This window comes from Agrobacterium tumefaciens, from assembly GCF_009649785.1.
In the GTDB taxonomy this organism is placed as follows: Bacteria; Pseudomonadota; Alphaproteobacteria; order Rhizobiales; family Rhizobiaceae; genus Agrobacterium; species Agrobacterium tumefaciens.
Map to the genome: position 1 here is coordinate 100,918 of NZ_WJOK01000010.1, position 24,820 is coordinate 125,737.

A 24,820-nucleotide genomic window follows, 5' to 3' on the forward strand; every position below is an offset into this window, starting at 1 on the left:
CCAACGGAATTTCGTAACGGATCGAGTCCGTTACGGCGGTATCTTGCGGTGGAGATGGACGATGGCGCTGAAAGATGTGGTCGCGGGAAAACGCAATGAGGAAGGCATCGCGTCGGTGCTTGCAGCGCTGAAGCAGCAGCTGGGTGACAAGCTCCAGACTGGGCAGGCGTTTCGCGAGCAGCATGGCCATACCACCACCTATCTGACCTTGCAGGCGCCCGACGGTGTCGTTTTTGCCGAGAGCGCCGATGACGTGAAGGCCGTGGTGAAAGCCTGCGCGCTCTATAAGGTGCCGGTCATTCCCTTCGGAACTGGCTCTTCACTGGAAGGACAGGTCAATGCGCCTGATGGCGGAATATGCATCGATTTCAGCCGGATGAATCGCATCATTGAGGTAAACGCCGAAGATCTTGACGTGACGGTGGAGCCGGGTGTGACGCGCGAGGACCTTAACGTCTATCTGCGTGATACCGGCCTGTTCTTTCCGATCGATCCGGGTGCCAATGCCTCTATCGGCGGCATGGCCTCCACGCGAGCTTCCGGCACCAATGCCGTGCGTTACGGCACGATGAAGGACAATGTTCTGGCCGTTACCGCCGTCGTCGCCAATGGTGAAGAAATCCGCACTGCTCGCCGCGCCCGCAAGTCGTCGGCCGGTTACGATCTGACGCGGCTTTTCGTCGGCGCCGAGGGCACGCTTGGGGTTCTGACCTCGGTTACGCTGCGGTTGCAGGGCATCCCGGAAAAGATCGCCGGTGGCGTCTGCACCTTTGACAGTATTCAGGCGGCCTGTGACGCCGTTATCATGACGATCCAGATGGGTGTTCCGGTTGCGCGCATCGAACTGCTTGATGAAGTGCAGGTGCGGGCCTGCAATGCCTATTCCGGCCTGAACTACGCGGAAAAACCGACGCTGTTCGTGGAGTTCCACGGCACCGAAGAGACGGCGGCCCTGCAATCGCAGCAATTTGCAGAGATCGCGGCGGAATGCGGCAGCGTCGATTTCCGCTGGACCAGCGATGCGGCCGAGCGCAACAAGCTGTGGAAGGCCCGGCATGACGCTTATTGGGCCTCGCGGGCGCTTGCGCCGCATCTCGACGGTTTGTCCACCGATGTCTGCGTGCCGATTTCGCGGCTGGCGGACTGCGTGGTGGAAACGCAGCGGGATATCAAGGAAAACGGCTTTCTGGCGCCGATCGTCGGTCATGCCGGCGACGGCAATTTCCATGTACTCATCCTGTTCGATGGCAAGGATGCCGAAAGTGTCGCCAAAACCGAAGCTTTCGTTGCGCGTCTCAATCGCCGGGCCATCGCCATGGACGGCACCTGCACCGGAGAACACGGCATCGGCCAGGGCAAGATGAGTTTTCTGGCCGAAGAAGCGGGAAATGCGCTGGATGTGATGCGCGCCATCAAAACGTCGCTCGACCCCGATAACATCTTCAATCCAGGCAAACTGTTCCGTCTTGTCTGATCATTCTCACAATTGATTGGTACAAAAGGCTGCTTGCCGTTAAGGCAAATAAGAATAGGTTTGCAGCGTTCGCGAAGGGAGAAGCAGTTCAGTGCTCGGGCGTATTCTGGTTTTTCTGGGCGGACTGCTGGCCGTGGTGCTGTTTTCAGCGCTGCTCATTCCCTATTTCGTTGACTGGACGGATTTCCGCCGCGATTTCGAAGATCAGGCAAGCCGCATTCTGGGCAAGAAGGTGGTGGTGCACGGTCGCGTCGAAGCCCGGCTTCTCCCTTTCCCTTCGGTGACGCTGCATGACGTGCGCGCAGGAACGGATGCGGACGGATCGCCGCTCATTCAGGTGGCGCGTTTTTCCATGGATGCCGAGTTGGCGCCTTTCCTTTCCGGTGAAGCGCGTATCTTCGACATGCGCATCGAGGAACCCAAGGCCAAGATCCGGCTTTTGAAGGACGGCACTCTGGACTGGATGCGCGGCAGCCGGGCGGAAATTCCAGCCCGCACCGTGGTTCTGGAAAGTGTGCAGATCGAAGGCGGGCAGATCGAATTCATCGATGAGCAATCCGGCCGCAACCGTGTTGTGACGGGTCTTAACGCCGACATGTCCGCCAATTCGCTGGCCGGACCATGGAAGGCGGAAGGGCGCGCCGCCGTTGACGGGCATCCAGGCTCATTCTCGCTGTCCAGCAGTGAGCCGGATTATACCAATGGGCGCATGGGCCTGCGGATTCGCGTGGTGCCGGATGAACATCCGGTTGAGGTCGATCTGGACGGTGCGATTGCCGCGACTGCGGGAAAACCCGCCTATAGCGGTTCCTTCGCCTTCAGTTTCCGTGAAGGCCAAAAACAGAAGCAGCAGGGCGGGCAATCGCTGTTCTCGTCGCCGCGCACCCGCGGCAGCTTCGAACTGACGAATGAAAGCGTGCGCATACCGAGCTACCGCATGGAGCTCGGCGGCAACGAAAATCCTTACGTCGTGACCGGCGAGGCAACGCTGGATACCGGGGCCAAGCCGGAATTCCTGCTGACGGCGGATGGCCAGCAGATTGACGTCAATCGTTTCGCACCGCCCGTCGTGCAGACCGGCAAGACCTCGCGCCAGCCCACCGCCTCCGTGCGCCAGCGCATCGAGGCATTTGCCGCCATGGTCGCCCGCATTCCGGTTCCGCCGGTCCCGGGCAAGGCCAGCATCAGCCTACCGGCGCTGGTTTCCGACGACACGACCATTCGTGACATCCGGCTGGACGTGCGCCCTGATGGCAGCGGCTGGCAGGTGGTTAACGCCGTGGCAACGCTGCCCGGCAGGACGCAGCTGGAAGCCAAAGGTTCCCTGACGCTGCTGGATGGTCCCGCTTTCAACGGCAATCTGCTCGTTGCCTCCAACCAGCCATCCGGGCTGGCAAACTGGCTTTCCGGTTCTGTCGATCCGGCGATCCGCCAGCTCAATGCAGCCGGTTTTTCCGCCGACGTCTCGCTGACGACGCTGAACCAGCGTTTCGACAATCTCGAGCTTGCCATTGGCGACGCCTCTCTGAAGGGTAAGCTGGAACGGCGCTCTGACGGCAAGGCTTCCAATCTTTCGATCGATCTTGCCGGTAACGAGATTGATCTCGACGCCCTGAAGGCGCTTGGCAGCCTGGCGCTCGGCGATCAGGTCGGAAGTTCTGTTCTCGACCATCGCATTGACGCCAAGTTCAAGGCCGACCGGTTCAACATGGCCGGTGTAACTGCAAATCATGTGGAAACTGCCTTCACCATGGCGGGCGGCGTTCTCTCGCTTGAAAAGATGACGGCTGGCGATATCGCCGGTGCCGAAGTCAAGGCGAAAGGGCAGTTGCAGGGGTCGTTGCTGAAATATGCGGGCAAGGGCACGGTGAACCTGCATGCGACAGACATGCAGCCGTTCTTCGCCATGCTGCAGCAGAAATTGCCTGGTCATCCGTTCCTCAGCCGTCTGGCGGCGAGTTCGCCGTGGTACGCCAATTCCGACCTTGCCATGGATGTTTCGGTCAACAGCGAAAATGGCGGCGCCAATGTCGCCGTTTCCGGCACAGTCAACGGCAGCCGTCTGTCGGCCGTGGCCAAGATGCCGGATTTCCTGTCCATCACCGATGATACGGCGATGTCGCTGGAAGGGGTTTTGAAAAACCAGTCGACGGCGATCCTGTTCGGGCAGGCAGGGCTTGATCCCCTGCCGTTCGATGCCGACGGCGAAGGGCTGCTTTCCGTCAAGCTCAACGGCACGCTCGGTTCTCCCGTCCAGACCGATATCCGTTTCTCGACGGAGCGCACGCATTTCTCGATGATCGGGTCCTTTGCCGTTGCCGCCGCCAATTTCGGCGAGGGTAGTGCGGATCTGGCGCTCGAAAGCGCTGATATAGAGCCCTATCTCATCATGAACGCCGTTGGCCTGCCGCAGCTTGGTGGTGGCATGGCGCTGAAGGCGAACGGAAAAATGGCGGTGGATGCGCAGAAGATTGCGTTTTCCGCCCTCGGCGGGCAGGCGGGCGGCAACCCCTTCTCGGGCAGTCTGGCGTTCCAGCGCGCGGCCCCGCATTCCGTCACCGGTGATCTTGCCCTTCGGACCGTCGATCTTGCGTGGCTCGGAGATGCGATCTACGGACCGGTGATCGACCCGGAGACGGGCACGCTCAACGCCAAGCCGCTGGCCATGCCGGCTTTCCCGCAACTCAAGGCCACGCTGTCGCTGAAAGCGGAAAGTTTCGAGGCCGGTCCCTTCGGAACGGTCACGGGTCTGTCGACCAAGGTCACGCATGATGATGGCAATCTCGCGCTTGACGATATCGCCGGCACCTTCATGGGCGGAAAGCTGACCGGGCGGCTTGCCATGTCCACAGGCGAGGGAGCGGGCATTTTCCGCACCAAGATTGCGGTGAACGACGCCAATCCCGAGTCGATATTGTGGGCGAATGCCAACGGCCCGGTCGCGACGGGCCGGGTGGCGATCGATCTGACCGCCGAATCGACGGGCAAAAGCGTTGGTGAAATTTTGAAATCGGCAGGTGGCTCGGGGGAAGTGCGCGCCAGCGGGCTTGTGCTCAAAGGGCTTAATCCCGGCGCCTTTCCGCCGATCCTGCAGGCGGCGGAAGGCTTGCAGCAGCCGATCGACGCGCCAAAGGTTCGGCCGCTGGTGGATCAGAGCCTGTGGCAGGGCGAAATACCGCTCGGCAACGTAGCCCTGCCATTCACCCTGAATGGCGGCGCGCTGCACTTCCAGAATTTGCGCGCCGGGATCGATCCGGTGACGCTTACCGGAGATGCAACGGTCGATATTGCAGCATCGACCGTGAATGGCGATCTCGATCTTATCTTCAATCCCGGCACCGAAGTGGTTGCTGGCGCCGAACCGTCGCTGCGTCTCAACTATAACGGTCCGCTCGCCGCACCGGCTTTGACGACCGATGTTTCGGCGCTCGGCAATTATCTGTCACTCCGGGCTTTTGAAAAGGAACGCCGTCGCGTCGAGGCCATGCAGGCCAGCGTTCTCGAAAAGCAGCGCCTGCGTCGTGAAACGGCGCTTTATCGTTCTCAGGCGGCTGAACGTCAGGCTGAAAAGGAACGGGTGGAGGCGGAAGCCAAGGCCAAGGCCGAAGAGGAGGCGCGCCTCAAGGCGGCGGCAGAGGAGCGTCTGCGGCAGGAAAAGGAACAGCAGGAGCGGTTGCAACAGCAACAGCAACAGCAGCAACCTGTTCCCGAGCGGCAATCAACGCCGGCCCTGACGGTGCCTCCAACTGAAGATGCGATCAGGCAACTGGCGCCCGAAAACGCGCCGGCCAATCCGTAAGTTTGCCGCGACGACGGCGCGTTTTGGGGAGAGGTTAGAGCCCGTGTCTCAGGGCGAATTTTGACGCGGTCCGGACAGCTACCGCTTCGACCACTTTGCCAAAATTATCCGTTAGCCTGTTAAATCCAGGCTTCACGCTCGCCGAAGGGCGTGTCGGCATCAAAATTCTTGGTGCCGATCCTGCTGCTTTCCCCCGACAGGCTGGGCTTGTCCGCGCTGTTGCTTGAGGAAGCCGATTTGTCGGAGCTGTTTTCGAGTGCCTCGAGCTGCGCTTGCAGTGATGCAATAGTACTCTTCAGTTCTTCCTGTGCTTTCGCTTCGGAGGTCTGGGCGAGTTCTGACTGCTTTTCGGCAATCTGCGATTTCAGTTCGGCAACGCTTGAAGACGAGGTGGATGAAGAGGAGAGGACGGAAACAGCGATGCTCGTTCCCGAAGCGGCGGAAACCATGGGTCGCCTCGTGGCGTGCGGTCGGAAAGGAAAAGCTTGAAATACAAATCTGAAAGCAAGGCTACGCAGTACTGAAGCGCCTTGCAGTACAAATTAGCGCGCTAATGTTTAATGAATGCTTTCACGGCATTATGAGTTTTCGGCAAGAATGTTTGTAGTCGGAGAATGGCTGGATATGAGCCGGCGCATATGCGCGCCGCTGCAGTGTCATCTTTCGATGCCACCTTGCAGCAAGCTCACTTGCTCTTCAGCCAATTCAGTACATGGACCCGAAGGGATGAGGACAGATTGCTGTCGGCTGGCCGGTTGTCGTCTATTTCCGCAAGCAGGGCGGCGAAACTGATCTTGCGCTTTTCGGCGATGATTTTCAGCTCGTCCCAGAAGGCATCCTCGAGTGAAATGCTGGTGCGGTGGCCGTGCAATGTCGTGGAGTGCTTGCGGATCATCAGATCAATCTCTCCGGCTGGTCCGGTTGGGAATCTGAATCATGTCGTGCCTGCAAGCCTCTGTTTAGCGGTGTTTTTTCCGGTCTTCCGAAAGCTTGCCCGGGCAGGCCGGCTCTTCAATCCCTGTCGGTCCTGTCATCGTCCTTTTCAAGCCGCCCCTGATCGAGCGCCTTTGCGGCTTTTTCGTTAAGGGCCGATGTGAGGTTTTTTTCCGCTTTGGTGCGACCGAAGGACAGGCGGTTCTGATCCGCCTGTTTTTCTTTTTCGCTACGGGCTTTCTGCTTCCGGAACTGACGCAGATTGACGATATCGGCGGCCATGCGGATATGTCTCCTTGAGCTTCGCGCGGTCGGGCAAAAAGCCGTTATTGCTTCTTGCGGAAGGCGTCCAGAGAAACGACAGAGCCTTCCTTCTTTTCCTCACCGGACTTGGGCGTCTCGGACGTTGTAGCCGGCTTTGCCTCATGGGAAACGGGATAGGCGGTGATTTCGGCCTCTTCCAGCTCTTCCTCGTCTGCCAGGGGTACATCGAACTCAAGCTCGAAATTGACGGAAGGATCGTAGAAACCTCTGATGGCGTTATAGGGAACAACCAGCTTTTCCGGCGTATCCGAGAAGGACAGGCCGATTTCAAAGCCGATCTCCGTCACTTTCAGGTCCCAGAACTGATGCTGGATGACGATGGTCATCTGCTCGGCATATTTGGACTTGAGGTGCTGCGAAATCCGCACACCGGGCGCGCCGGTCAGAAATGTTATGAAGAAATGGTGGTCGCCGGGCAGGCGGCCGGTTGCGGCCACTTCACCCAAAACTTTGCGAATAACGCCGCGAAGGGCATCCTGTGCGAGAATGTCGTAACGGATATGATCCTGCCCCATGCGGTCCTGTCTTTCCCTTATTCGAACGTCTTTTAAAGCGCTGCGCACCAAGTGCGCCAAGGACGCTGTAACACTTTGAATCTTTGCGTAATCCGCAAGCCGGGATCAATTTCGATCCTGGCGGCTACGCATTACCCAAGTATACGCAATGTACTGAACGGCAGCAACGGAAAAGCCGATGCTGTGTGCAAGTCAGCTATCATATAACCAATTCAGGCAAAATGGAGAAGGTGGAGGTTTCTGTTGCCAGGTACCTCCGAACCCCGCCTCACGGGGCTAACCGTGAGGACTTTAGAGCGGAATTCCCGCACCGCCATTAGGCAGCGAGAGCGTATTCCTTAGCGTTGTTGTCATTTGCAACTACACTTGTGACCCGATAACGGCGGTATCATGCCGAGCAAAAGTTCGATCTTTACGCCCTTGTCGATCCTATTTCGCCCCCATCAAAAGCCGGCCTTCATCTTGAAAAGCCGCCGGTTTTTGGTGGAGGCGCCGGGTACCGCCCCCGGGTCCAATAGGTTTATTACACCGACCGTTTATCGCCATAGCCGGGTTGCCCCGGCAAGGTTCATATAGGCGTTTCCCTTGGCCGAGAAAAGGGGCCGATGACAATTCCATGAAAAGATTTCGTGTTTGCCGCCCACAATTTAGACAATTCTTGACGACGAGGGATTGCTGACACATTCTCCCTACAACCGGTCACCACAAGCAACACCGGGCCGGGGACACACGAAGGAGTGGACATGACTGACTATCTCGCAGATGTGAAGAAATACGACGCAGCAGCCGACGAAGCGATTGTCGGCAAGATCGTCAAACATCTCGGCATTGCCCTGCGCAACCGGGATTCATCGCTGGTGTCCGCTTCCGATCCGGAAGAGCTTGCACGTGTGAAGGCGAACTGGTGCGGCAAGAAGCTTGGCGTGACCGATGACAGCGCCGACAAGGCGATCGATGCAACCGCCAAGGCCATGGCCGCAGACCGCTCCAAGTCGCGTGTGACCTTTTATTATCTGGTGGCCAAGGAACTGGGCAAACTCCAGTCGCTCTGATTTTTTCGCGGGGATAAGCGACCTGCTGGTGATTGGTTCTGTCGCCCTGTGTTATTATATTCCCTTGATATCAGGGAATCGGCGGCAGAACACATGAAACAATATCTCGATCTTCTCCGGCATGTGATGGATACCGGCTCCGACCGCGGAGATCGCACCGGCACGGGTACGCGTTCGGTCTTCGGTTACCAGATGCGTTTCGATCTTGCGGAAGGTTTTCCGGTTCTCACCACCAAGAAGCTGCATCTGCGCTCGATCATCCATGAACTCCTGTGGTTCCTGAAGGGCGATACCAATATCGCCTATCTTAAGGAAAACGGCGTTTCCATATGGGATGAATGGGCCGATGAAAATGGTGATCTGGGTCCGGTTTACGGAGCACAGTGGCGTTCCTGGCCGGCGCCCGACGGCCGCCACATCGACCAGATCGCGCTTTTGATCGAGGCCCTCAAAACCAATCCCAATTCCCGCCGCCACATCGTTTCGGCCTGGAACCCGGCGCTGGTGGACGAGATGGCGCTGCCGCCCTGCCATTGCCTGTTCCAGTTCTATGTTTCGGATGGAAAGCTGTCCTGCCAGCTTTACCAGCGCTCGGCCGATATTTTCCTCGGCGTGCCTTTCAATATTGCTTCCTACGCACTTCTGACGCTGATGGTGGCGCAGGTCACGGGGCTGAAGCCCGGCGATTTCGTCCATACGCTTGGTGACGCGCATATCTACGCCAACCATTTCGAGCAGGCGAAATTGCAGATGACGCGGACCCCCAAGGCCCTGCCGACGATGCGCCTCAACCCGGATGTGCGAGATCTCTTCTCCTTTAAGTTCGAAGACTTTACGCTGGAAAACTACGAGGCGGATTCAACCATCAAGGCACCGATCGCGGTATAAAATGGGGTGACTGGCCTTGTTTTGTATGGTGGTAAGGTGAGAGTTGTCATGTGACGCCAATTCTGACAAACAGACGCCGTTGGTATGAATGAAGTACCAGACGTGAGAAGTCAGAAGGTAAATTCGTGTCGAATAAAAAAAGAGCGAAGATGCCATCCGCGGTTTCCGTGGTGGCTAGAAGCTATCCTGATCGAATTATCGGTATAGAAAATAGACTGCCTTGGCGGCTTGGTACTGACTTGAAGAACTTCAAGGCTTTGACCTTGGATCATGCTATTATAATGGGAAGAAAAACCTTTGAATCCCTAGGCCGTCCGTTGCCGCGCCGAATAAATATTGTTCTTTCTCGCGACCATGTTCCTGATACTGAGAATGTAAAATGGGCTCAAAATCCTGAAACTGCGCTTTTGCTTGCTGATTTTTACTCAATATGCATGTGTAAAAAGCAGTTTTTTGTGATTGGCGGCGAAAATATATATGGTATTTTTGATAAATACATCAATAAAATATTTTTGACTGACGTCAATACTGGATCAATAAATGGGGATGCCAAGTTTGACTATGATTTTGATCCAGCGGAGTGGATATTCAAATACGAAAAGGAATTCCCTGAATCTGAGGTCGATGACTACTCTTTTCGCATATCCTATTTGGTAAGGCGTAGGCATGAGCATCGCCAACGCTTCATTGAGGAATTCAAAAAAAGTAACTCGATGTTTAACCGCCATTGGGACGACTATGCATCTGACGATTTGGTAAAAGAGGAGCGCAATATCGAACAAGCGCAACTCGATCTTATTGATCGATTGAAGGCGTAGTTCTGGAATTTCGTGGCCGGTGGCGGGGAAATCTACCGTCAGGCCATGCCGTTTGCCGATCAACTTTCCGTCACCCATGTGGCCGTAAAGCTTGATGGCGACACTTTTTTTCCGGAAATCGATCCCGCCGTGTTTGAAAAAATCGAGGAAAATGCCGTTCCCGCCGGGGAAAAGGACAATTATCCGGTTCTGTTCACCACTTATTTGCGCAGAGCCGCGTCAAAGTGAACTATTTACCCTGATTGGGTATTTAGTTACCACCTCTGCGTTGAAACACACGCTTCTCCTTCTTATAACGGGTCCATATTCCCGCCGCACGCGAGCAATCGCTTTCGAACGGGATCGGGAGAGGCTTTTATAAAGAGGTATTGATGCCCTGGAGCAATCAGAATGGCGGCGGCGGCCCTTGGGGCGGCGGCGGTGGTGGCGGAAACAACCAGGGTGGCGGTGGCGGCCCATGGGGGCAGGGACCTAACCGGCCTCGCGGCGGTGGCGGCGGCAATGGCGGCCCGCCCGATCTGGAAGAGATCATCCGGCGCAGCCAGGACCGCTTCAAGAATGTCCTGCCGGGCGGGTTCAATGGCGGCGCGATTGCGATCGTCGCTCTCGTCGTTCTGGTTTTCCTCGGCATTCAGTCCATCTACACCGTCCAGCCGGACGAGCGCGGCGTGGAGCTGCGTTTTGGTCGTCCGAAGGATGAGATTTCGATGCCCGGCCTGCATTTCCATCTGTGGCCGATCGAGACGGTTGAAATCGTCAAGGTGACCGAACAGCAGCAGAATATCGGTTCGCGCGCTTCGTCTTCTTCCGCGAACGGCGTGATGCTGACCGGTGACCAGAACATCGTCAACGTGCAGTTCTCGGTGCTCTATACGGTTTCCGATCCGAAATCCTACTTGTTCAATGTCGACAGCCCGGCTGAGACCTTGCAGCAGGTTTCCGAAAGCGCGATGCGCGAAATCGTCGGCCGTCGTCCCGCACAGGACATTTTCCGTGATAACCGTCAGGCGATCGCGGCGGATGTGCGCACCATCATCCAGTCCACCATGGACGGATACGGGGCCGGCATCTCCATCAATGCTGTCGCCATCGAAGACGCGGCGCCGCCGCGCGAAGTGGCCGACGCCTTCGACGAAGTGCAGCGTGCCGAGCAGGACGAGGACCGCTTCGTGCAGGAAGCCAACCAGTACGCCAACCAGAAGCTGGGTGCCGCACGTGGTCAGGCAGCACAGATCATCGAAGAGGCGAACGCTTACAAATCTCGTGTCGTCAACGAGGCAGAGGGTGAGGCACAGCGCTTCATTTCCATCTACGATCAATATCGCACGGCACCTGACGTGACCCGCCAGCGCATGTTCCTGGAAACGATGGAACAGGTCCTGAAGGGTTCCAACAAGGTCATCATCGACGAAAAACAGGGTGTGGTGCCTTATCTGCCTCTGAACGAGATCATGCGCGGCAATCCGGGCGCGGCACAGCAGGGAGGCAACTGATATGAGCAACCGTCTTACTGCCGTTCTCGTCGGTCTCGCCGCCGTGCTTTTCCTGGCCTATTCGTCGATCTTCGTCGTCACCGAGCGCCAGCAGGCCATCGTTGTACGCTTCGGTCAGATCCAGGACGTAAAAACGGCGCCGGGCCTCTATTTCAAGCTGCCCTTCGCCTTCATGGATGCCGATCGGGTGCAATATATCGAGAACCGGGCGCTGCGCTTCGATCACGACAACATCCGTGTTCAGGTTTCCGGCGGCAAGTTCTACGAGGTTGATGCCTTTGTGGTCTATCGCATCACGGATGCCCGCCGCTTCCGGCAGACGGTCTCCGGTGACCAGATGTCGGCGGAATCGCGTCTACGCACTCGTCTCGACGCATCGTTGCGCCGGGTCTACGGTCTTCGCGGCTTCGAATCGGCGCTTTCGGATGCGCGTGCATCGATGATGCAGGAAGTACGTGACGATCTGCGTCCCGATGCGGAATCGCTTGGCGTCAGCATCGTTGATGTCCGTATCCGCCGCACCGATCTCACGCAGGAAGTCTCGCAGCAGACCTTCGAGCGTATGAAGTCGGAACGACTGGCCGAAGCCGAACTGATCCGCGCCCGCGGTAACGAGGCGGCACAGCGTCGTCGCGCTATTGCCGACCGTCAGGTCGTGGAATTCGAATCCGACGCCCAGCGTCAGTCCGAAGTCCTGCGCGGTGAAGGCGATGCGGAGCGTAACCGGGTCTTCGGTGAAGCTTTCCAGCGCGACCCGAGCTTCTTCGAGTTCTATCGTTCCATGGCGGCCTATTCCAGCGCGCTGTCTGGAACCGGCACGACGCTGGTCCTGTCTCCCGACTCGACCTTCTTCCGTTATTTCAACGACATCAACGGTGCTCCATCCACGGCTCCGGCCGCACCTGCCGCACCGCCGGCAAATTGATAACGGATCGAATGATTTTGGAGGGGCCGGTTTTAACCGGCCCTTTCTTTTTGAGTGAATGGCTGGGTGGCAGCAAAGCGGAAAGGGGCAAAATCCTGTTGTCTCGCGCCCGGAAAGGGATATCCGTTTTCGCGCCGATGCTGTAGGCAGTGAGCAAGGCAGCCGGTGCTGTTCACGAAAAGGTATTTTTACACTTCATCATTCCGCCTTATGCTTTGACGATATATGCAGGGAATGACGATTTGAAACGCGAGGACGCTTATGGCCGTGACCCTTCTTTCGCCTTTTCGCAGCAGCATTGCCGCAGTCGCGGGCTTCGCACTTGTGGCGGGTAGCCTTTCGGCACCGGTTGCGGCATGGGCGCAGAGCCATGGGCCGGCATCGGTCGCCGATCTTGCCGCACCGCTTCTTGATGCGGTGGTGAATATTTCGACGTCGCAGAACGTCAAGACCGAGGGCAAAGGGCCTGTGCCGCCGAAACTGCCGGAAGGTTCGCCTTTCCAGGAGTTCTTCAAGGATTATTTCGACAACCAGAAACCGGAAGGCGGCGACAAGGTCAGTTCGCTGGGATCCGGCTTCGTTATCGATCCGGCTGGCTACATCGTCACCAACAATCACGTCATTGAGGGCGCAGACGCCATCGAGGTGATTTTCCCGAATGGTTCGAAGCTGAAGGCAACGCTGGTCGGCACTGATACCAAGACCGATCTTTCCGTTTTGAAGGTAGAGCCGAAGGCTCCGCTGAAGGCAGTCAAGTTCGGCGATTCGCGCAGCATGCGCATCGGTGACTGGGTCATGGCCGTTGGCAATCCCTTCGGCCTCGGTGGATCGCTGACTGTCGGCGTCGTTTCCGCGCGCGGGCGCAATATCAATGCCGGCCCCTATGACAACTTCATCCAGACGGATGCGGCAATCAACAAGGGTAATTCCGGCGGTCCGCTCTTCAACATGAAGGGTGAGGTGATCGGCATCAATACGGCGATCATTTCGCCGAGCGGCGGTTCGATCGGTATCGGTTTCGCGGTTCCGACGGAACTCGCCCAGAATATCGTTGAGCAGCTCATCCAATTCGGCGAAACCCGCCGTGGCTGGCTCGGCGTGCGCGTCCAGCCGGTTACCGACGACGTGGCCGCAAGCCTTGGCATGGAAGCGGCAAAGGGTGCCTTGATTTCCGGCGTGGCCAAGGGTGGCCCGGTAGAAAACGGCCCGATCCAGGCCGGCGATATCGTGCTGAAATTCGACGGCAAGGATATTCACGAGATGCGTGACCTCTTGAGGATCGTGGCGGAAAGCCCGGTCGGCAAGGAAGTCGATGTCGTGGTCTTCCGTGACGGCAAGGAAGAGACCGTCAAGGTAAAGCTTGGCCAGTTGCAGGATGCGCCCGATGAAAAGGCCGCAACCGACGATCCGCAGGCCGAGGACGGTGACGGCGGCATGGTCGTGCCTGATGACAAGGGCGGTTCCGACGATCAGGCGCAGGACCAGACGCCGGAGGTGCGCGAAGCGCCGCAGCGCGTGCTCGGCATGAACCTCGTAGTGCTGAGCAACGAGTTGCGGACGGAGAAGGGCATTGCCGAAAGCGTCGAAGGCGTGCTTGTCGCCAGCGTCGATCAGGGTTCGCCGGCCGAACAGAAGGGCATGAAGGCGGGTGATGTCATCGTCGAGGTTGGACAGGACTTCATGGAGGTTCCGGGCGACGTGCTTGTGCGTGTCAACGGCCTGAAATCCGAGGGTCGCAAGAATGCGCATATGATGGTTGCCGATGCACAGGGCAATCTGCGCGTCGTGGCGCTGCCGCTGGAGTAAAGCTTCTTTCGCCCGGTTCGGCAGGAATCGGGTGGCCGTGGTTCGGCTTGCTCTCTATTCCTCGGTCTCCGCCAAAGGAGGCCAAGGATATGAAATTATTAGACAACAAGGTTGCGATCATCACTGGCGCGTCATCCGGCATCGGCCGGGCGACGGCAAGGCTGTTTGCCGAACAGGGCGCGGCCGTCATTATCAACGCGCGTGGTGCCGAGGCACTCGAGGACGTGGCTTCCGCCATTCGCCAGGCCGGCGGTCGTGTTCACCCCGTGGCGGGTGACGTCACAGTTGCGGAAACCCATGCCCGTCTGACGGATGCGGCCATGACCGTCTTTGGCGGTCTCGATATCGCCGTCAACAATGCCGGTGCCGTTGGGGCAACAAAACCGCTTGCGGAGATTTCGGTAGAGGAATGGGATCACGTGATCACCGCCAACCTCACTTCCGCATTTCTCGGCGTGCGCAGCCAGATCCCTGCGATGTTGAAGCGGGGAGGAGGTTCGGTCGTCTTCATCTCCAGCTTCGTCGGCACCAGCGCCGGCATACCCGGCATGGCAGCCTATGGCACCTCCAAGGCGGCGCTGATGGGGCTGGTGAAGGGCATTACTGCCGACTACGCCTTCAAGGGAATTCGCGCCAATGCGCTGCTTCCCGGCGGAGTCGATACGCCGATGGCGGGAGATGCGGCCCAGAAGGAGTGGGCTGCAGGGCTGCATGCGATGAAGCGCATTGCGGAACCGGAGGAACTGGCGCAGGCCGCCCTTTTCCTCTCCAGCCCGATGTCGAGCTTTGTTGCCGGATCGGCCCTGTTTGCCGGCGGCGGAAATGCGGCTGTGAAATAATTGCCGAACTGGCGGGCGAGGGCGCTACTGCGCCCGTCGTTCCCGCCACTCCGCGAGCGTCAGCGCATAGGTCACATGCGGGCGCAGATCCGGATGGGTGTCTTCCGGGACGCGCGGGTGGTCGAAGTCTCGTGACGGGTCACGCTTGAGGCCGATACGTTCCATCACCCGCGTCGAACGCTGGTTGTCATGGACGGCAAAGGAGACGATTTCCGGCGTTTCCTTTTCGTCAAAAGCCATGACGAGCAGCGATTGCGCGGCCTCGGTGACATAGCCGTGACCCCAGAAACGGGTGGCGAGCCGCCAGCCGATTTCCATGGTTCCGAGCGGGAAGGGCGGATCGAGGTTCATGACCGGCGATATGCCGCAAAATCCCATAACCTCGCCGGTTTCGCGCTGTTCCATGGCGTAGAAGCCGTAACCGCTGCCGCGGATCATGCCATTGATGGTTTCGAGAACCGCATCCGCTTCCGCATGGCTGCGGCGGAAGGGAAAAAATTCCATGACCTTTTCGTCGGCGTTGATTTCGCGGAACAGATTGCGGTCGCTCTCCTTCCACTCGCGCAGAATGAGCCTTGATGTTTCACGGATGATCATGGAACGACAAAATCCGTCTTGCGGTAACCCTGAATGTAAAGGAGTGCGGTCAGGTCGCCATGGTCGATGCGCATCTGCGCCTCGGCGGCGACGGCGGGCTTGGCGTGCAGGGCAACGCCCGCGCCGGCCAGATGCAGCATGCCGAGATCGTTGGCGCCATCGCCGACCGCCATTGCCTCGTCCGGCGAGATGCCGAGCTTTGCGGCGATATCGTTCAGCGCATCCACCTTGGCCTGTTTGCCGAGGATCGGTTCGGCAACGGTGCCATCCAACTGGCCATCGGCCTCGCCGAGAAGATTGGCGCGGTTCTCGTCAAACCCCAGCATCGCCGCCACCCGGCCGGTGAAGACCGTGAAACCGCCAGAAACGAGGGCGGTATAGTAGCCTTTCGCCTTCATGGTGGCGATCAGCTCCTTGCCGCCTGATGTCAGCGTGATGCGCTTTTCGATAACGTCATCGATGACGGAGACTGGCAGGCCCTTCAGCAGCGCCACGCGCTCGCGGAGCGCCGGCTCAAAAGCGATTTCGCCATTCATGGCGCGAGCGGTAATCGTGGAAACCTTGTCCTTCAATCCCACTTCGGCGGCCAGCTCGTCGATGCATTCCTGACCGATCATGGTCGAATCCATATCGGCGATCAGAAGCTTCTTGCGGCGCTTGTCCTGTTCCTGAACGACGATATCGATCGGCTGGCCCGAAAGCACGTCGGCAATCGCGTCACGTGCCTGTTCGGCATCGGTGCCAGAGGGCAGGGCAATATCGCAGGCGATGCCATCGGCCAGCCAGTAGAGACCGGATGCGTTTACGGCATTGGCGGCCGCTTCGCCGAGGGCCGGTGTCAGAACAGGATTTGACGGATTGGCGATAAGCGTGGCAACGAAAGCCATGATGAAAAACCTTGATGAGAATTTTGATGCGATCCTGATAACCGGCCCGACGGCAAGCGGCAAGTCCGCGCTTGCGCTTCGAATGGCGCGGGAGCGGAACGGTGTCGTGATCAATGCCGACAGCATGCAGGTTTATGACACGCTGCGGGTGCTGACCGCTCGGCCATCCGAGGAAGAAATGGCAGGCGTGCCACATCTGCTATACGGCCATGTGCCGGCAAGCAGTTCCTATTCAACGGGTGAATGGCTGCGGGACATTTCCGCCCTGCTTGGGGATTTGCGCAGGCAGCAGCGTTTTCCGGTCATCGTTGGCGGTACGGGGCTTTATTTCAAGGCACTGACGGGCGGCTTGTCCGATATGCCAGCCATTCCTGACGACATACGCGAGAGGCTGCGCGCCCGGCTGATCGAAGAGGGGTCAACGGTCCTGCACGCGGAACTGTCGCGGTGCGATCCCTTGATGGCACAGGGGCTTCAGCCGGGAGACGGCCAGCGGATCGTTCGGGCGCTGGAAGTCATGGAGGCGACCGGAAAGTCGATCATGGAGTTCCAAAAAGCCAGTGGTCCGATGATAGTTGATCCGGACCGAGCGGAGAAATTCGTGGTCCTGCCGGAACGGCCCGTGCTGCACGACCGCATCAATCGGCGGTTCGAAACCATGATGGAGAGTGGTGCTGTGGAAGAGGTGAGGGCTCTTCTCGCCCTGAACCTTGCGCCTGATGCCACAGCGATGAAGGCGATCGGCGTTTCCCAGATCGCCGATATGCTGGCTGGCGGTATGAGTGAGGCAGAGGTCATCGAAAAATCGGCGGCCGCGACCCGCCAATATGCCAAGCGGCAGATGACCTGGTTCCGCAACCAGATGGGGCCGGACTGGGCACGTATCCAGCCGTAGGGGCCGCGCTCAGTCCTTGCGGTAAAGGCTGCCTAGCGGCTTTTTCATCAGGCTCTCCCGCAGCGAAGGACGTGTCTCTGATGGAGGCGGGCCACTTTGTGCCTGCATCTGGAAGCCGACTTTGCGCAATTCGTTGACAGCGCTGGTATCCGTTGCCGTTGCGGGCGACAGTTGCGTTAGGGTTGTGCGTCCGGGCAGCATGTCGGGGCGGTAAGGTTCGTATCCCTCTATCGCCGCCGTCCCCAGTTCGCGTTTCCAGCGATCGACGTCGTCCGCTTCTCTAGGGGCTGACATCGGTTCCTGCATATCGGAGAAGGCCGCTTCGACGCTTTGCTGGAAGCCGGTGATGACCGGTTTGGCTACCGCGCGCATGCGGCTGACGATGGTGTTCAGATCGACTGTATCGGGCGTTTCGTGGGGCGTATGGCTGACTGCGCCGTTCGCCTTCGGCAATTTTGCCGTGGAGACGCGGTCGAAGCGCATGCGCATCGGTACGCCCACCGCCTCGCCAAAGGCGATTGCCTCGCCATTGCCGATGGACGAGAGGAAACTGGTGGTCGAGGTTGAGGCGTTCGGTACGGCGGACAGAATGATCTTCTGGTCGATCTCGTTCGTCAGCCGCATGGCAAAAACGGTCGAGCATTGTGACAGGATGGTCTGGTCCAGCTCACTCGGACGCTGGCTGATGACGCCAAGCGAAATACCGTATTTGCGGCCTTCCTTGGCGATCTGCGCGATCGCCTGCCGGGTCGGGAAAAATCCGCGCTCAGGGTCTGCCGGAACATAACGGTGCGCTTCTTCGCAGACGACAAGCATATGCAGCGAGCCGCGCGCCAGCACCGCGAGTTCGAAGGACATGCGGCAAAGGACGGAGACGACCGAGTTCACTACTTCCGAGGGGATACCGGACAGCTGGAAAACCGAAATCGGCTTGCCTTCTCCTGGAATACGGAAGATATGCGCCACCGTTTCCAGAATGGTGTCGCTGATCGTATTGCTGGAGAACATGAAGTTATAGCGCGTATCGTTGATGGCCGAGAGGATGCGGCCCTTGAGGGATCGCAGGGTCGGCTTTTCGCCGCGCCCTTCCAGCCGCCCGATGCGCTCGTCGATGAGGGCGAGAATATCGGCCATGCGGTAAGGCACCGGCGTATCGGGCGTGATCGCGCTCTTGTCGGACGTGCGGCGAACGGCGGAGCCATCTGTGCCGCGAAATGCCTTTTTCGCCTCCGGAATGATGTCGCGAAGGACATCCATCTCTTCCGGTACGGGCTTGCGTCCGCGGAAAATCACTTCCGCGAATTCTTCAAGGCGCATCAGCCAGAAGGGAAGGTCGAGCGTGTCGGTGTCGATGACGACAGAATGATCGGGAAAGGCGGCCGCAAATTCATTGTGCGGATCGAGAATGAGGACACGCAGCTTCGGGTCCGTCTCGATCGCCTTGTTCAGAAGAAGGGAGACGGCGGTGGTTTTGCCCACGCCCGTCGAGCCGACGACGGCGAAATGTTTCGCCAGCATCTGCTGGATGTTGATGGCCGCGCCAATCGTGTCGTCCTGCGTCAGCTTACCAATGACGCATGTGTCTCGCTTGCCGCTGTCATAGATCTTGGAAAGGTCTCCCGTGCGGATGCGATGCGCGACCGCGCCCAGGTAGGGGTAACGGGAAATGCCGGTGGAAAAACGTTCGCTGCCATCTTCGGTGCGGTAGACTTCGCCAACGAGTTCCACGTCGATCAGCAGCCGGTTCGGCTTGTCCGACGACCAGTGTTCTTCGCCCGTGCGCATGGCATATACCAGTGCGGCGACACGGCTCGTTCCCATTTCGATCGAGATCAGGCGTCCGACGGACCAGAGCTGCGCGACATCGGTTGAGCCGATTTCCGTTTCTGCGGCGATTGTCGCATGGGCGCCATCACAGGCGATGACGCGGCCGAGCATGCGGTTAGCCGGCTGCTGGCCGGATCGCCGTTCGTTTTCGTCCATGCGGGACGCTCTATGAAACTCGTCACTATTCACGTCTTATCCCGGTACATGCGGATGATCGCGGTGGTTCGGGCATTATCTGCATCTTTGATTGTAAAAGATTATATTTAACAACCTGTGTATCTGTTGCGTTCGAAAATTTCGTCCGTGGTGCCTTACGGGTAATAAAAGAAGCCGACGCCGATTTTTTCCGCAATATGCGTTGACGACTGGCGCTTTTCTGGCTAACACTCCGGCCCATGAAAAATCTTAACGTACTTATCGTGGTGGGACGGCGCATGGGCAGGATGGTGTAACCATCCGGCGAAAGCACCCATGCGCTGAACGAGGCTCCTCTAGGGGCCTTTTTTTATGTCTTCAAACAGGCCCTCGGGCTCCTCGATATCCAAAGCCAAAGCGGGATGGAAACAGGCAATGACGGATAAGGATAATACGGAAAACAGCAATAGCATGACAGGTGCGGAGATTGTTCTGAAGGCGCTGAAGGACAACGGCGTCGAGCACATCTTCGGTTATCCTGGTGGTGCCGTGCTTCCGATCTACGACGAGATTTTCCAGCAGGAAGACATTCAGCATATTCTCGTACGTCACGAGCAGGGTGCCGGCCATGCTGCCGAAGGTTATGCCCGCTCCACCGGCAAGGTCGGTGTCATGCTCGTTACCTCCGGTCCCGGCGCCACCAATGCGGTCACCCCGCTGCAGGATGCGCTGATGGATTCCATTCCGCTCGTCTGCCTCTCCGGCCAGGTTCCGACATCGCTGATCGGCTCCGACGCATTTCAGGAATGCGATACCGTCGGCATTACGCGCCCCTGCACCAAGCACAACTGGCTGGTAAAGGACGTCAACGAACTGGCGGGCATCATCCATGAGGCCTTCCGCATCGCACAGACTGGTCGTCCCGGCCCCGTCGTTGTCGATATTCCGAAGGACATCCAGTTCGCCACCGGCACCTATACGCCGCCTTCCGCCGCCATTCAGCAGAAGAGCTACAAGCCGAAGGTTCAGGGCGATCTCAACGCCATTCACGCGGCCATCGAATTGATGTCTAAGGCAAAGAAGCCGGTTTTCTACACCGGTGGTGGCGTCATCAACTCCGGCCCGGAAGCGACACGGCTGCTGCGCGAACTGGTAGAGCTGACCGGTTTCCCGATCACCTCGACGCTGATGGGTCTCGGCGCCTATCCGGCTTCCGGCAAGAACTGGCTCGGCATGCTGGGCATGCACGGTTCGTACGAAGCCAATATGACAATGCATGATTGCGACGTGCTGGTCTGCATCGGCGCACGTTTCGACGACCGTATTACCGGGCGCCTGAATGCGTTTTCGCCGAATTCCAAGAAGATTCACGTCGATATCGATCCGTCTTCGATCAACAAGACCGTGCGCGTCGACGTTCCGATCATTGGCGACGTCAGCCATGTTCTGGAAGATATGGTTCGCCTGTGGCGCGCTTTGCCGAAGAAGCCGGAAAAAGCGCAGACCGCGGACTGGTGGCTGCAGATCGAGCGCTGGCGCGCCCGCAACTCCTTCGCCTACAAGAATTCCAACGATGTCATCATGCCGCAATATGCATTGCAGCGTCTTTACGAGGCATCGAAGGGGCGCGAGACTTTCATCACCACCGAAGTTGGCCAGCACCAGATGTGGGCGGCGCAGTTCTTCGGCTTCGAGGAGCCGAACCACTGGATGACCTCGGGCGGTCTCGGTACCATGGGATACGGCCTGCCGGCAGCTATCGGCGTGCAGGTCGCGCATCCGGAAGCGCTGGTTATCGACATTGCCGGTGATGCCTCGATCCAGATGTGCATTCAGGAAATGTCCTGCGCCATCCAGTACGGTCTGCCGGTGAAGATTTTCATCCTCAACAACCAGTATATGGGCATGGTGCGGCAGTGGCAGCAGTTGCTGCACGGCAACCGCCTGTCCAACTCCTATACCGAAGCCATGCCTGACTTCGTCAAACTGGCGGAAGCCTATGGCGCGGTTGGCATGTATTGCGACGATCCGAAGGAACTGGACGACAAGATCGCCGAGATGATTGCGGTCAACAGGCCGGTCATCTTCGATTGCCGCGTTGCCAATCTCGCCAATTGCTTCCCGATGATCCCATCTGGTAAAGCCCATAACGAGATGCTGTTGCCGGATGAGGCGACGGATGAAGCTGTTGCCAACGCCATCGATGCCAAGGGCCGTCAGCTAGTCTGAGCCGGGAGAGGAAAAGGATATGAACGCACACCTACAACCCACCGGCTCCGCCTATTTCATCCAGAAGGAAACGGCTGCCGTCGAAAATCACACGCTGTCGGTTCTCGTCAGCAACGAGCCGGGCGTTCTCGCCCGGGTCATCGGCCTGTTTTCCGGCCGGGGTTACAACATCGAAAGCCTGACGGTTTCGGAAACCGAGCATGAGGCGCATCTGTCGCGCATCACGATCGTAACGCGCGGCACGCCGATCGTGCTGGAGCAGATCAAGGCGCAGCTGGAACGCATCGTTCCTGTGCACCGGGTGCTCGATCTCACCGTTCGCGCCCGCGAACTCGGGCAGGAACGGCCGATCGAGCGTGAAGTAGCGCTGATCAAGGTCGCCGGTTCGGGTGAAGCCCGCGCCGAGACGCTTCGTCTTGCGGATGCGTTTCAGGCCAAGGTGGTGGACGCGACAGTCGAGCATTTCATCTTCGAAATCACCGGCAAGTCGTCCAAGATCGACCAGTTCGTGGCCATCATCAAACCGCTCGGCCTGATCGAGATCTGCCGCACGGGTATCGCAGCCATGAACCGCGGTTCGCAGGGGATGTGATCCTCCGCCTTTCGAATATCCTTGTAATACCAAGCCCGCGGTTCGCCGCGGGTTTTTTTATGGGCTGCGCTCCGGCGAATTGATATTCAACCATATGGTTGACTTTTTAATCTGGTGGCCTATATTCAACAACATGGTTGAATTATCTGTTCCACATCTCGACACTGTCTTTCATGCCCTTGGCGATGCGACGCGGCGCACGATGCTGCGCGATCTATCCCGTGGCGAGCGAACGGTGAGCCAGCTGGCCGAGCCGTTCGACATATCGCTGGCTGCGGCATCCAAGCACATCAAGGCGCTGGAAAACGCCGGGCTTATCCGCCGTGAGGTAAGGGGGCGTACCCATGTCTGCCGCCTTGCGCCGGAACGGTTGGCAGAGGCGCATGAATGGCTGGATTTCTACCGGCAGTTCTGGAACAGCCGCCTCGATATTCTTGAGCAGATGCTCAGGGAGGATGATCAGGGAAAATCCCCTGCAGATGGAGGAAATGACAATGGCTGATATTGCAATGCCTGACGCCTATGGCCGGCTCGTCGAGCCGACAACACTGAAGATAGAACGGCTCCTGCCGGGACCAATCGAGCGGGTCTGGGCCTATCTGACACAGAGCGAACTTCGCCGCCGGTGGCTGGCGTCCGGCGAGATGCGGCTCGCGCCCGACGCACCATTTGAACTCGTCTGGCGCAACGACGAGCTTTCCGACCCGCCGGGCAGCCGCCCGGAAGGTTTTTCCGAAGAGAACAGGATGACCTCACGCATCATCACCGTCGTTGCGCCGCACCGCCTTGTCTTCACCTGGGGTGAGAGCGCAGAGGTGTCGATCGAGCTTCAGGCTCTGGGGAAGGATGTGCTTCTGACACTCGTTCACCGCCGGCTTGCGGATCGCACGACCAAGCTCAATGTCAGCGCCGGCTGGCATGCGCATCTCGACATTCTCGCCGCCCGTCTTCAGGAAAAGGAACCGGGGCCTTTCTGGGATAGCTGGCTGGGGCTGAAAGAGGAATATGAGCGCCGCATACCGTAACTGGGTGCAGCATGTCTGGGAGACTGACGGCGCGGTTCGCTGCGCCGTTATTGAATTGAAATGGTGCAGCCCAAAGCATCAGTTCGCAGGGCTCACACTTCGATTCAATTGCTTGAGTGCCTGATTCCGAAAAACATTTTAATGCTTTGTTAAATCACAGCATTTCCAGCGCCGTCTTGCGTGTCGGTGGTGGGAAGGCGGCATCCAGTGCGGCCCAGTCCTCATCGGTGATTTCGAGATCGGTGGCACCTCGGTTCTCCTCCACCCGTGCGGCGCTGGCGGATTTTGGAATGGCGATGACGCCTTCTCTTTCCAGAAGAAAGGCCAGTGCCAGTTGCGCAGGCGTAGCCTGATAGGCCTTGGCGATGCGGATGAGTTCGTGGTTGTTGAGGATGCGCCCCTGTTCGATTGGCGAATAGGCCATCAGCGGCACGCTGTGCCACTGACACCAGGGCAGAAGCGAAAATTCCGGTCCACGCCGGGAGAGATTGTAGAGCACCTGATTGACGGCGCAATTCTTACCGTCGGGAACAGCGAAAAGCTCCTCCATGTCGTCGGTGTCGAAATTCGAGACGCCCCAGTCGCCGATCTTGCCGGCTTTTTTCAGCTTTTCGAAAGCGGCCACCGTTTCTTCCAGCGGGTGATCACCACGCCAATGCAGCAGATAGAGATCGAGCCGGTCGGTGCCGAGCCTTGCGAGGCTGCGCTCGCAGGCCTCAATCGTGCCTCGGGCGCTGGCGTTCCAGGGATAGACCTTGCTGACCAGAAACACCTCGTCGCGCCGGCCGGCAATCGCCGTGCCCACCACCTCTTCGGATCGGCCGTCTGCATACATTTCGGCCGTGTCGATCAGCGTCATGCCGAGATCGATCGCCTTGCGAATGCTCTCGACTTCCTGCGGAGCCGATGATCTCATCTCGCCCATGTTCCAGGTGCCGAGGCCAAGGGCTGGTATCTCTTTTCCGGATGGCAGGGTGACGGAAGGAATGTCGTCATACATCGGTTCGCTCCAGCGGTTGTTGACGGAGAATAGCCCTTTGTTCCGACTTCTCAAACCCGGCATGGAAAGGATCGATCCATCAAAAAATTTGACTACGCCTATCGGTTGATCGGACTGGTTTGATGGTGGTTCGGCGGATAGTGTCTTTTCACAGGAGAGATCATGACTGTCGAAACCCTCGTTGCGCTGGTGCTGTTTGCCTTCACAACCTCCATTACGCCCGGCCCGAACAATATGATGCTTTTTGCCTCCGGCGTGAATTTCGGTTTCCGCCGCACGATCCCGCATATGCTGGGCATCGGGGCGGGGTTCCTGTCATTGCTGATCGGCGTCGGATTTGGGCTTGGCGCGCTGCTACACTCCGTGCCCTTGCTCTATACCGCGCTGAAATTCGCGGGCGGACTTTATCTCGTCTGGATCGCGTGGAAGATCGGCACGTCCCGCAGCCTGAACGAGGGTGCTGCCGCATCGGTGCCGATGAGCTTTCTTGCCGCCGCAGCCTTTCAGTGGGTCAATCCCAAGGCTTGGGTAATGGCCGTGACCGCGATGGCGACCTATACGGATGAGGGGCAATATCTCGTCACCGTTTTGATCGTCGGCGTGGTTTTCGCCGCCGTCAATCTTCCCAGCGTTTCGACCTGGGCGGGCTTCGGTTCGGCCCTGCGTGACTGGCTTTCCGTTCCTGTGCGGCTCAAATGGTTCAACATCACCATGGCCGTCCTTCTCGTCGTCAGCCTCTGGCCGATGTTGAAATAGGTGTTCTCCCT

Annotated in this window: 23 protein-coding genes, 1 other RNA gene and 1 pseudogene; 16 read left to right on the forward strand and 9 right to left on the reverse strand. The window is 58.4% G+C overall.

What is annotated here, in order from left to right; all coding sequences use genetic code 11:
* Positions 1–61: 61 nt before the first annotated feature.
* Entirely contained in the window at positions 62–1,474 is a 1,413-nt protein-coding gene (locus GH784_RS12860; protein ID WP_038491558.1) for an FAD-binding oxidoreductase, read from the forward strand.
* 91 nt (positions 1,475–1,565) lie between these two features.
* Positions 1,566–5,273: an AsmA family protein gene (locus GH784_RS12865; RefSeq protein WP_065702367.1), complete on the forward strand. Its 3,708-nt coding sequence runs from the start codon at positions 1,566–1,568 to the stop codon at positions 5,271–5,273.
* 119 nt (positions 5,274–5,392) lie between these two features.
* Here the strand turns inward: GH784_RS12865 and GH784_RS12870 are convergent, their stop codons facing one another.
* The 5 genes from GH784_RS12870 to ssrA all read right to left on the reverse strand — a co-directional run bounded on the left by GH784_RS12870 (position 5,393) and on the right by ssrA (position 7,647).
* On the reverse strand, positions 5,393–5,722 hold the full coding sequence (locus GH784_RS12870) for a hypothetical protein (protein ID WP_013636482.1): 330 nt from the start codon (positions 5,720–5,722) through the stop codon (positions 5,393–5,395).
* A gap of 236 nt (positions 5,723–5,958) precedes the next feature.
* Positions 5,959–6,168 carry a ribbon-helix-helix domain-containing protein gene (locus tag GH784_RS12875; RefSeq protein WP_013636481.1) on the reverse strand — a complete coding sequence of 70 codons (210 nt, stop codon included), beginning with the start codon at positions 6,166–6,168 and terminating at the stop codon, positions 5,959–5,961.
* Positions 6,169–6,284: 116 nt separating this feature from the next.
* A complete protein-coding gene (locus GH784_RS12880; RefSeq protein WP_013636480.1) occupies positions 6,285–6,488 on the reverse strand; it encodes a DUF4169 family protein in 204 nt (67 codons plus the stop codon).
* Between the two features lie 44 nt (positions 6,489–6,532).
* Positions 6,533–7,045: an SspB family protein gene (locus GH784_RS12885; RefSeq protein ID WP_003513127.1), complete on the reverse strand. Its 513-nt coding sequence runs from the start codon at positions 7,043–7,045 to the stop codon at positions 6,533–6,535.
* A gap of 229 nt (positions 7,046–7,274) precedes the next feature.
* Positions 7,275–7,647, reverse strand: a transfer-messenger RNA (tmRNA) gene (ssrA, locus tag GH784_RS12890).
* A 141-nt stretch (positions 7,648–7,788) separates the two neighbouring features.
* Between ssrA and GH784_RS12895 the strand changes: the two genes are divergently transcribed.
* From GH784_RS12895 to GH784_RS12930, 8 genes and pseudogenes are all read left to right on the forward strand, one after another.
* The gene (locus GH784_RS12895) at positions 7,789–8,097 is read left to right on the forward strand and encodes a DUF2853 family protein (protein WP_003513125.1); all 309 of its coding nucleotides are present in this window, start codon (positions 7,789–7,791) and stop codon (positions 8,095–8,097) included.
* A gap of 93 nt (positions 8,098–8,190) precedes the next feature.
* The gene (locus GH784_RS12900; protein ID WP_013636479.1) at positions 8,191–8,985 is read left to right on the forward strand and encodes a thymidylate synthase; all 795 of its coding nucleotides are present in this window, start codon (positions 8,191–8,193) and stop codon (positions 8,983–8,985) included.
* Positions 8,986–9,110: 125 nt separating this feature from the next.
* Positions 9,111–9,803: a dihydrofolate reductase gene (locus GH784_RS12905; protein ID WP_153793450.1), complete on the forward strand. Its 693-nt coding sequence runs from the start codon at positions 9,111–9,113 to the stop codon at positions 9,801–9,803.
* Positions 9,804–9,812: 9 nt separating this feature from the next.
* A pseudogene (locus GH784_RS12910) lies at positions 9,813–10,031 on the forward strand (dihydrofolate reductase); the annotation flags it as partial.
* Between the two features lie 143 nt (positions 10,032–10,174).
* Entirely contained in the window at positions 10,175–11,296 is a 1,122-nt protein-coding gene (gene hflK / locus GH784_RS12915; RefSeq protein ID WP_003513120.1) for an FtsH protease activity modulator HflK, read from the forward strand.
* A gap of 1 nt (position 11,297) precedes the next feature.
* Positions 11,298–12,221, forward strand: coding sequence for a protease modulator HflC (gene hflC / locus GH784_RS12920; RefSeq protein ID WP_003513118.1), 924 nt, complete (start codon positions 11,298–11,300; stop codon positions 12,219–12,221).
* 261 nt (positions 12,222–12,482) lie between these two features.
* On the forward strand, positions 12,483–14,027 hold the full coding sequence (locus GH784_RS12925) for a Do family serine endopeptidase (RefSeq protein WP_003513113.1): 1,545 nt from the start codon (positions 12,483–12,485) through the stop codon (positions 14,025–14,027).
* An 89-nt stretch (positions 14,028–14,116) separates the two neighbouring features.
* Positions 14,117–14,866: an SDR family oxidoreductase gene (locus GH784_RS12930; protein WP_153793451.1), complete on the forward strand. Its 750-nt coding sequence runs from the start codon at positions 14,117–14,119 to the stop codon at positions 14,864–14,866.
* Positions 14,867–14,890: 24 nt separating this feature from the next.
* Here GH784_RS12930 and GH784_RS12935 read toward each other — a convergent pair whose 3' ends face one another.
* On the reverse strand, positions 14,891–15,463 hold the full coding sequence (locus tag GH784_RS12935; RefSeq protein ID WP_153793452.1) for a GNAT family N-acetyltransferase: 573 nt from the start codon (positions 15,461–15,463) through the stop codon (positions 14,891–14,893).
* On the reverse strand, positions 15,460–16,350 hold the full coding sequence (gene serB / locus GH784_RS12940; RefSeq protein WP_003513107.1) for a phosphoserine phosphatase SerB: 891 nt from the start codon (positions 16,348–16,350) through the stop codon (positions 15,460–15,462). The genes GH784_RS12935 and serB overlap by 4 nt, the downstream gene beginning before the upstream one ends.
* Here serB and miaA point away from each other — a divergent pair.
* Positions 16,349–17,245, forward strand: a complete 897-nt coding sequence (miaA, locus tag GH784_RS12945; RefSeq protein WP_065702370.1) for a tRNA (adenosine(37)-N6)-dimethylallyltransferase MiaA — start codon at positions 16,349–16,351, stop codon at positions 17,243–17,245. The two genes, serB and miaA, sit on opposite strands and share 2 nt — an antisense overlap.
* Before the next feature lie 9 nt (positions 17,246–17,254).
* On the opposite strand, the gene GH784_RS12950 is transcribed toward miaA, so the two are convergent.
* Positions 17,255–19,261: an ATP-binding protein gene (locus GH784_RS12950; protein WP_083211491.1), complete on the reverse strand. Its 2,007-nt coding sequence runs from the start codon at positions 19,259–19,261 to the stop codon at positions 17,255–17,257.
* Positions 19,262–19,642: 381 nt separating this feature from the next.
* Here GH784_RS12950 and GH784_RS12955 point away from each other — a divergent pair, with 381 nt between their 5' ends.
* The 4 genes from GH784_RS12955 (at position 19,643) to GH784_RS12970 (ending at position 23,053) form a co-directional block, all read left to right on the forward strand.
* Complete coding sequence (locus tag GH784_RS12955; RefSeq protein WP_013636474.1) at positions 19,643–21,436, forward strand: acetolactate synthase 3 large subunit; 1,794 nt, start codon at positions 19,643–19,645, stop codon at positions 21,434–21,436.
* A gap of 19 nt (positions 21,437–21,455) precedes the next feature.
* The gene (gene ilvN, locus GH784_RS12960) at positions 21,456–22,028 is read left to right on the forward strand and encodes an acetolactate synthase small subunit (RefSeq protein WP_003513099.1); all 573 of its coding nucleotides are present in this window, start codon (positions 21,456–21,458) and stop codon (positions 22,026–22,028) included.
* Between the two features lie 133 nt (positions 22,029–22,161).
* Positions 22,162–22,530: an ArsR/SmtB family transcription factor gene (locus tag GH784_RS12965; protein WP_003513097.1), complete on the forward strand. Its 369-nt coding sequence runs from the start codon at positions 22,162–22,164 to the stop codon at positions 22,528–22,530.
* Positions 22,523–23,053, forward strand: coding sequence for an SRPBCC family protein (locus GH784_RS12970; protein ID WP_003513094.1), 531 nt, complete (start codon positions 22,523–22,525; stop codon positions 23,051–23,053). The genes GH784_RS12965 and GH784_RS12970 overlap by 8 nt, the downstream gene beginning before the upstream one ends.
* 154 nt (positions 23,054–23,207) lie before the next feature.
* Here GH784_RS12970 and GH784_RS12975 read toward each other — a convergent pair whose 3' ends face one another.
* The gene (locus GH784_RS12975) at positions 23,208–24,053 is read right to left on the reverse strand and encodes an aldo/keto reductase (protein WP_065702372.1); all 846 of its coding nucleotides are present in this window, start codon (positions 24,051–24,053) and stop codon (positions 23,208–23,210) included.
* A 162-nt stretch (positions 24,054–24,215) separates the two neighbouring features.
* Between GH784_RS12975 and GH784_RS12980 the strand changes: the two genes are divergently transcribed.
* Positions 24,216–24,809 carry a LysE family translocator gene (locus GH784_RS12980; RefSeq protein ID WP_065702373.1) on the forward strand — a complete coding sequence of 198 codons (594 nt, stop codon included), beginning with the start codon at positions 24,216–24,218 and terminating at the stop codon, positions 24,807–24,809.
* The last annotated feature ends 11 nt before the right edge of the window (positions 24,810–24,820 follow it).

Bases quoted from the DNA above. Each gene is read 5' to 3' on its own strand.
- GH784_RS12975 (WP_065702372.1), bottom strand. From the start codon at position 24,053: ATGTATGACGACATTCCTTCCGTCACCCTGCCATCCGGAAAAGAGATA.
- GH784_RS12930 (WP_153793451.1), top strand. From the start codon at position 14,117: ATGAAATTATTAGACAACAAGGTTGCGATCATCACTGGCGCGTCATCC.
- GH784_RS12875 (WP_013636481.1), bottom strand. From the start codon at position 6,168: ATGATCCGCAAGCACTCCACGACATTGCACGGCCACCGCACCAGCATT.
- GH784_RS12895 (WP_003513125.1), top strand. From the start codon at position 7,789: ATGACTGACTATCTCGCAGATGTGAAGAAATACGACGCAGCAGCCGAC.
- GH784_RS12955 (WP_013636474.1), top strand. From the start codon at position 19,643: ATGACGGATAAGGATAATACGGAAAACAGCAATAGCATGACAGGTGCG.
- ilvN (WP_003513099.1), top strand. From the start codon at position 21,456: ATGAACGCACACCTACAACCCACCGGCTCCGCCTATTTCATCCAGAAG.
- GH784_RS12980 (WP_065702373.1), top strand. From the start codon at position 24,216: ATGACTGTCGAAACCCTCGTTGCGCTGGTGCTGTTTGCCTTCACAACC.
- hflK (WP_003513120.1), top strand. From the start codon at position 10,175: ATGCCCTGGAGCAATCAGAATGGCGGCGGCGGCCCTTGGGGCGGCGGC.
- GH784_RS12885 (WP_003513127.1), bottom strand. From the start codon at position 7,045: ATGGGGCAGGATCATATCCGTTACGACATTCTCGCACAGGATGCCCTT.
- GH784_RS12935 (WP_153793452.1), bottom strand. From the start codon at position 15,463: ATGATCATCCGTGAAACATCAAGGCTCATTCTGCGCGAGTGGAAGGAG.
- GH784_RS12965 (WP_003513097.1), top strand. From the start codon at position 22,162: ATGGTTGAATTATCTGTTCCACATCTCGACACTGTCTTTCATGCCCTT.
- GH784_RS12870 (WP_013636482.1), bottom strand. From the start codon at position 5,722: ATGGTTTCCGCCGCTTCGGGAACGAGCATCGCTGTTTCCGTCCTCTCC.
- GH784_RS12925 (WP_003513113.1), top strand. From the start codon at position 12,483: ATGGCCGTGACCCTTCTTTCGCCTTTTCGCAGCAGCATTGCCGCAGTC.
- miaA (WP_065702370.1), top strand. From the start codon at position 16,349: ATGATGAAAAACCTTGATGAGAATTTTGATGCGATCCTGATAACCGGC.
- GH784_RS12970 (WP_003513094.1), top strand. From the start codon at position 22,523: ATGGCTGATATTGCAATGCCTGACGCCTATGGCCGGCTCGTCGAGCCG.
- hflC (WP_003513118.1), top strand. From the start codon at position 11,298: ATGAGCAACCGTCTTACTGCCGTTCTCGTCGGTCTCGCCGCCGTGCTT.
- GH784_RS12880 (WP_013636480.1), bottom strand. From the start codon at position 6,488: ATGGCCGCCGATATCGTCAATCTGCGTCAGTTCCGGAAGCAGAAAGCC.
- serB (WP_003513107.1), bottom strand. From the start codon at position 16,350: ATGGCTTTCGTTGCCACGCTTATCGCCAATCCGTCAAATCCTGTTCTG.
- GH784_RS12900 (WP_013636479.1), top strand. From the start codon at position 8,191: ATGAAACAATATCTCGATCTTCTCCGGCATGTGATGGATACCGGCTCC.
- GH784_RS12860 (WP_038491558.1), top strand. From the start codon at position 62: ATGGCGCTGAAAGATGTGGTCGCGGGAAAACGCAATGAGGAAGGCATC.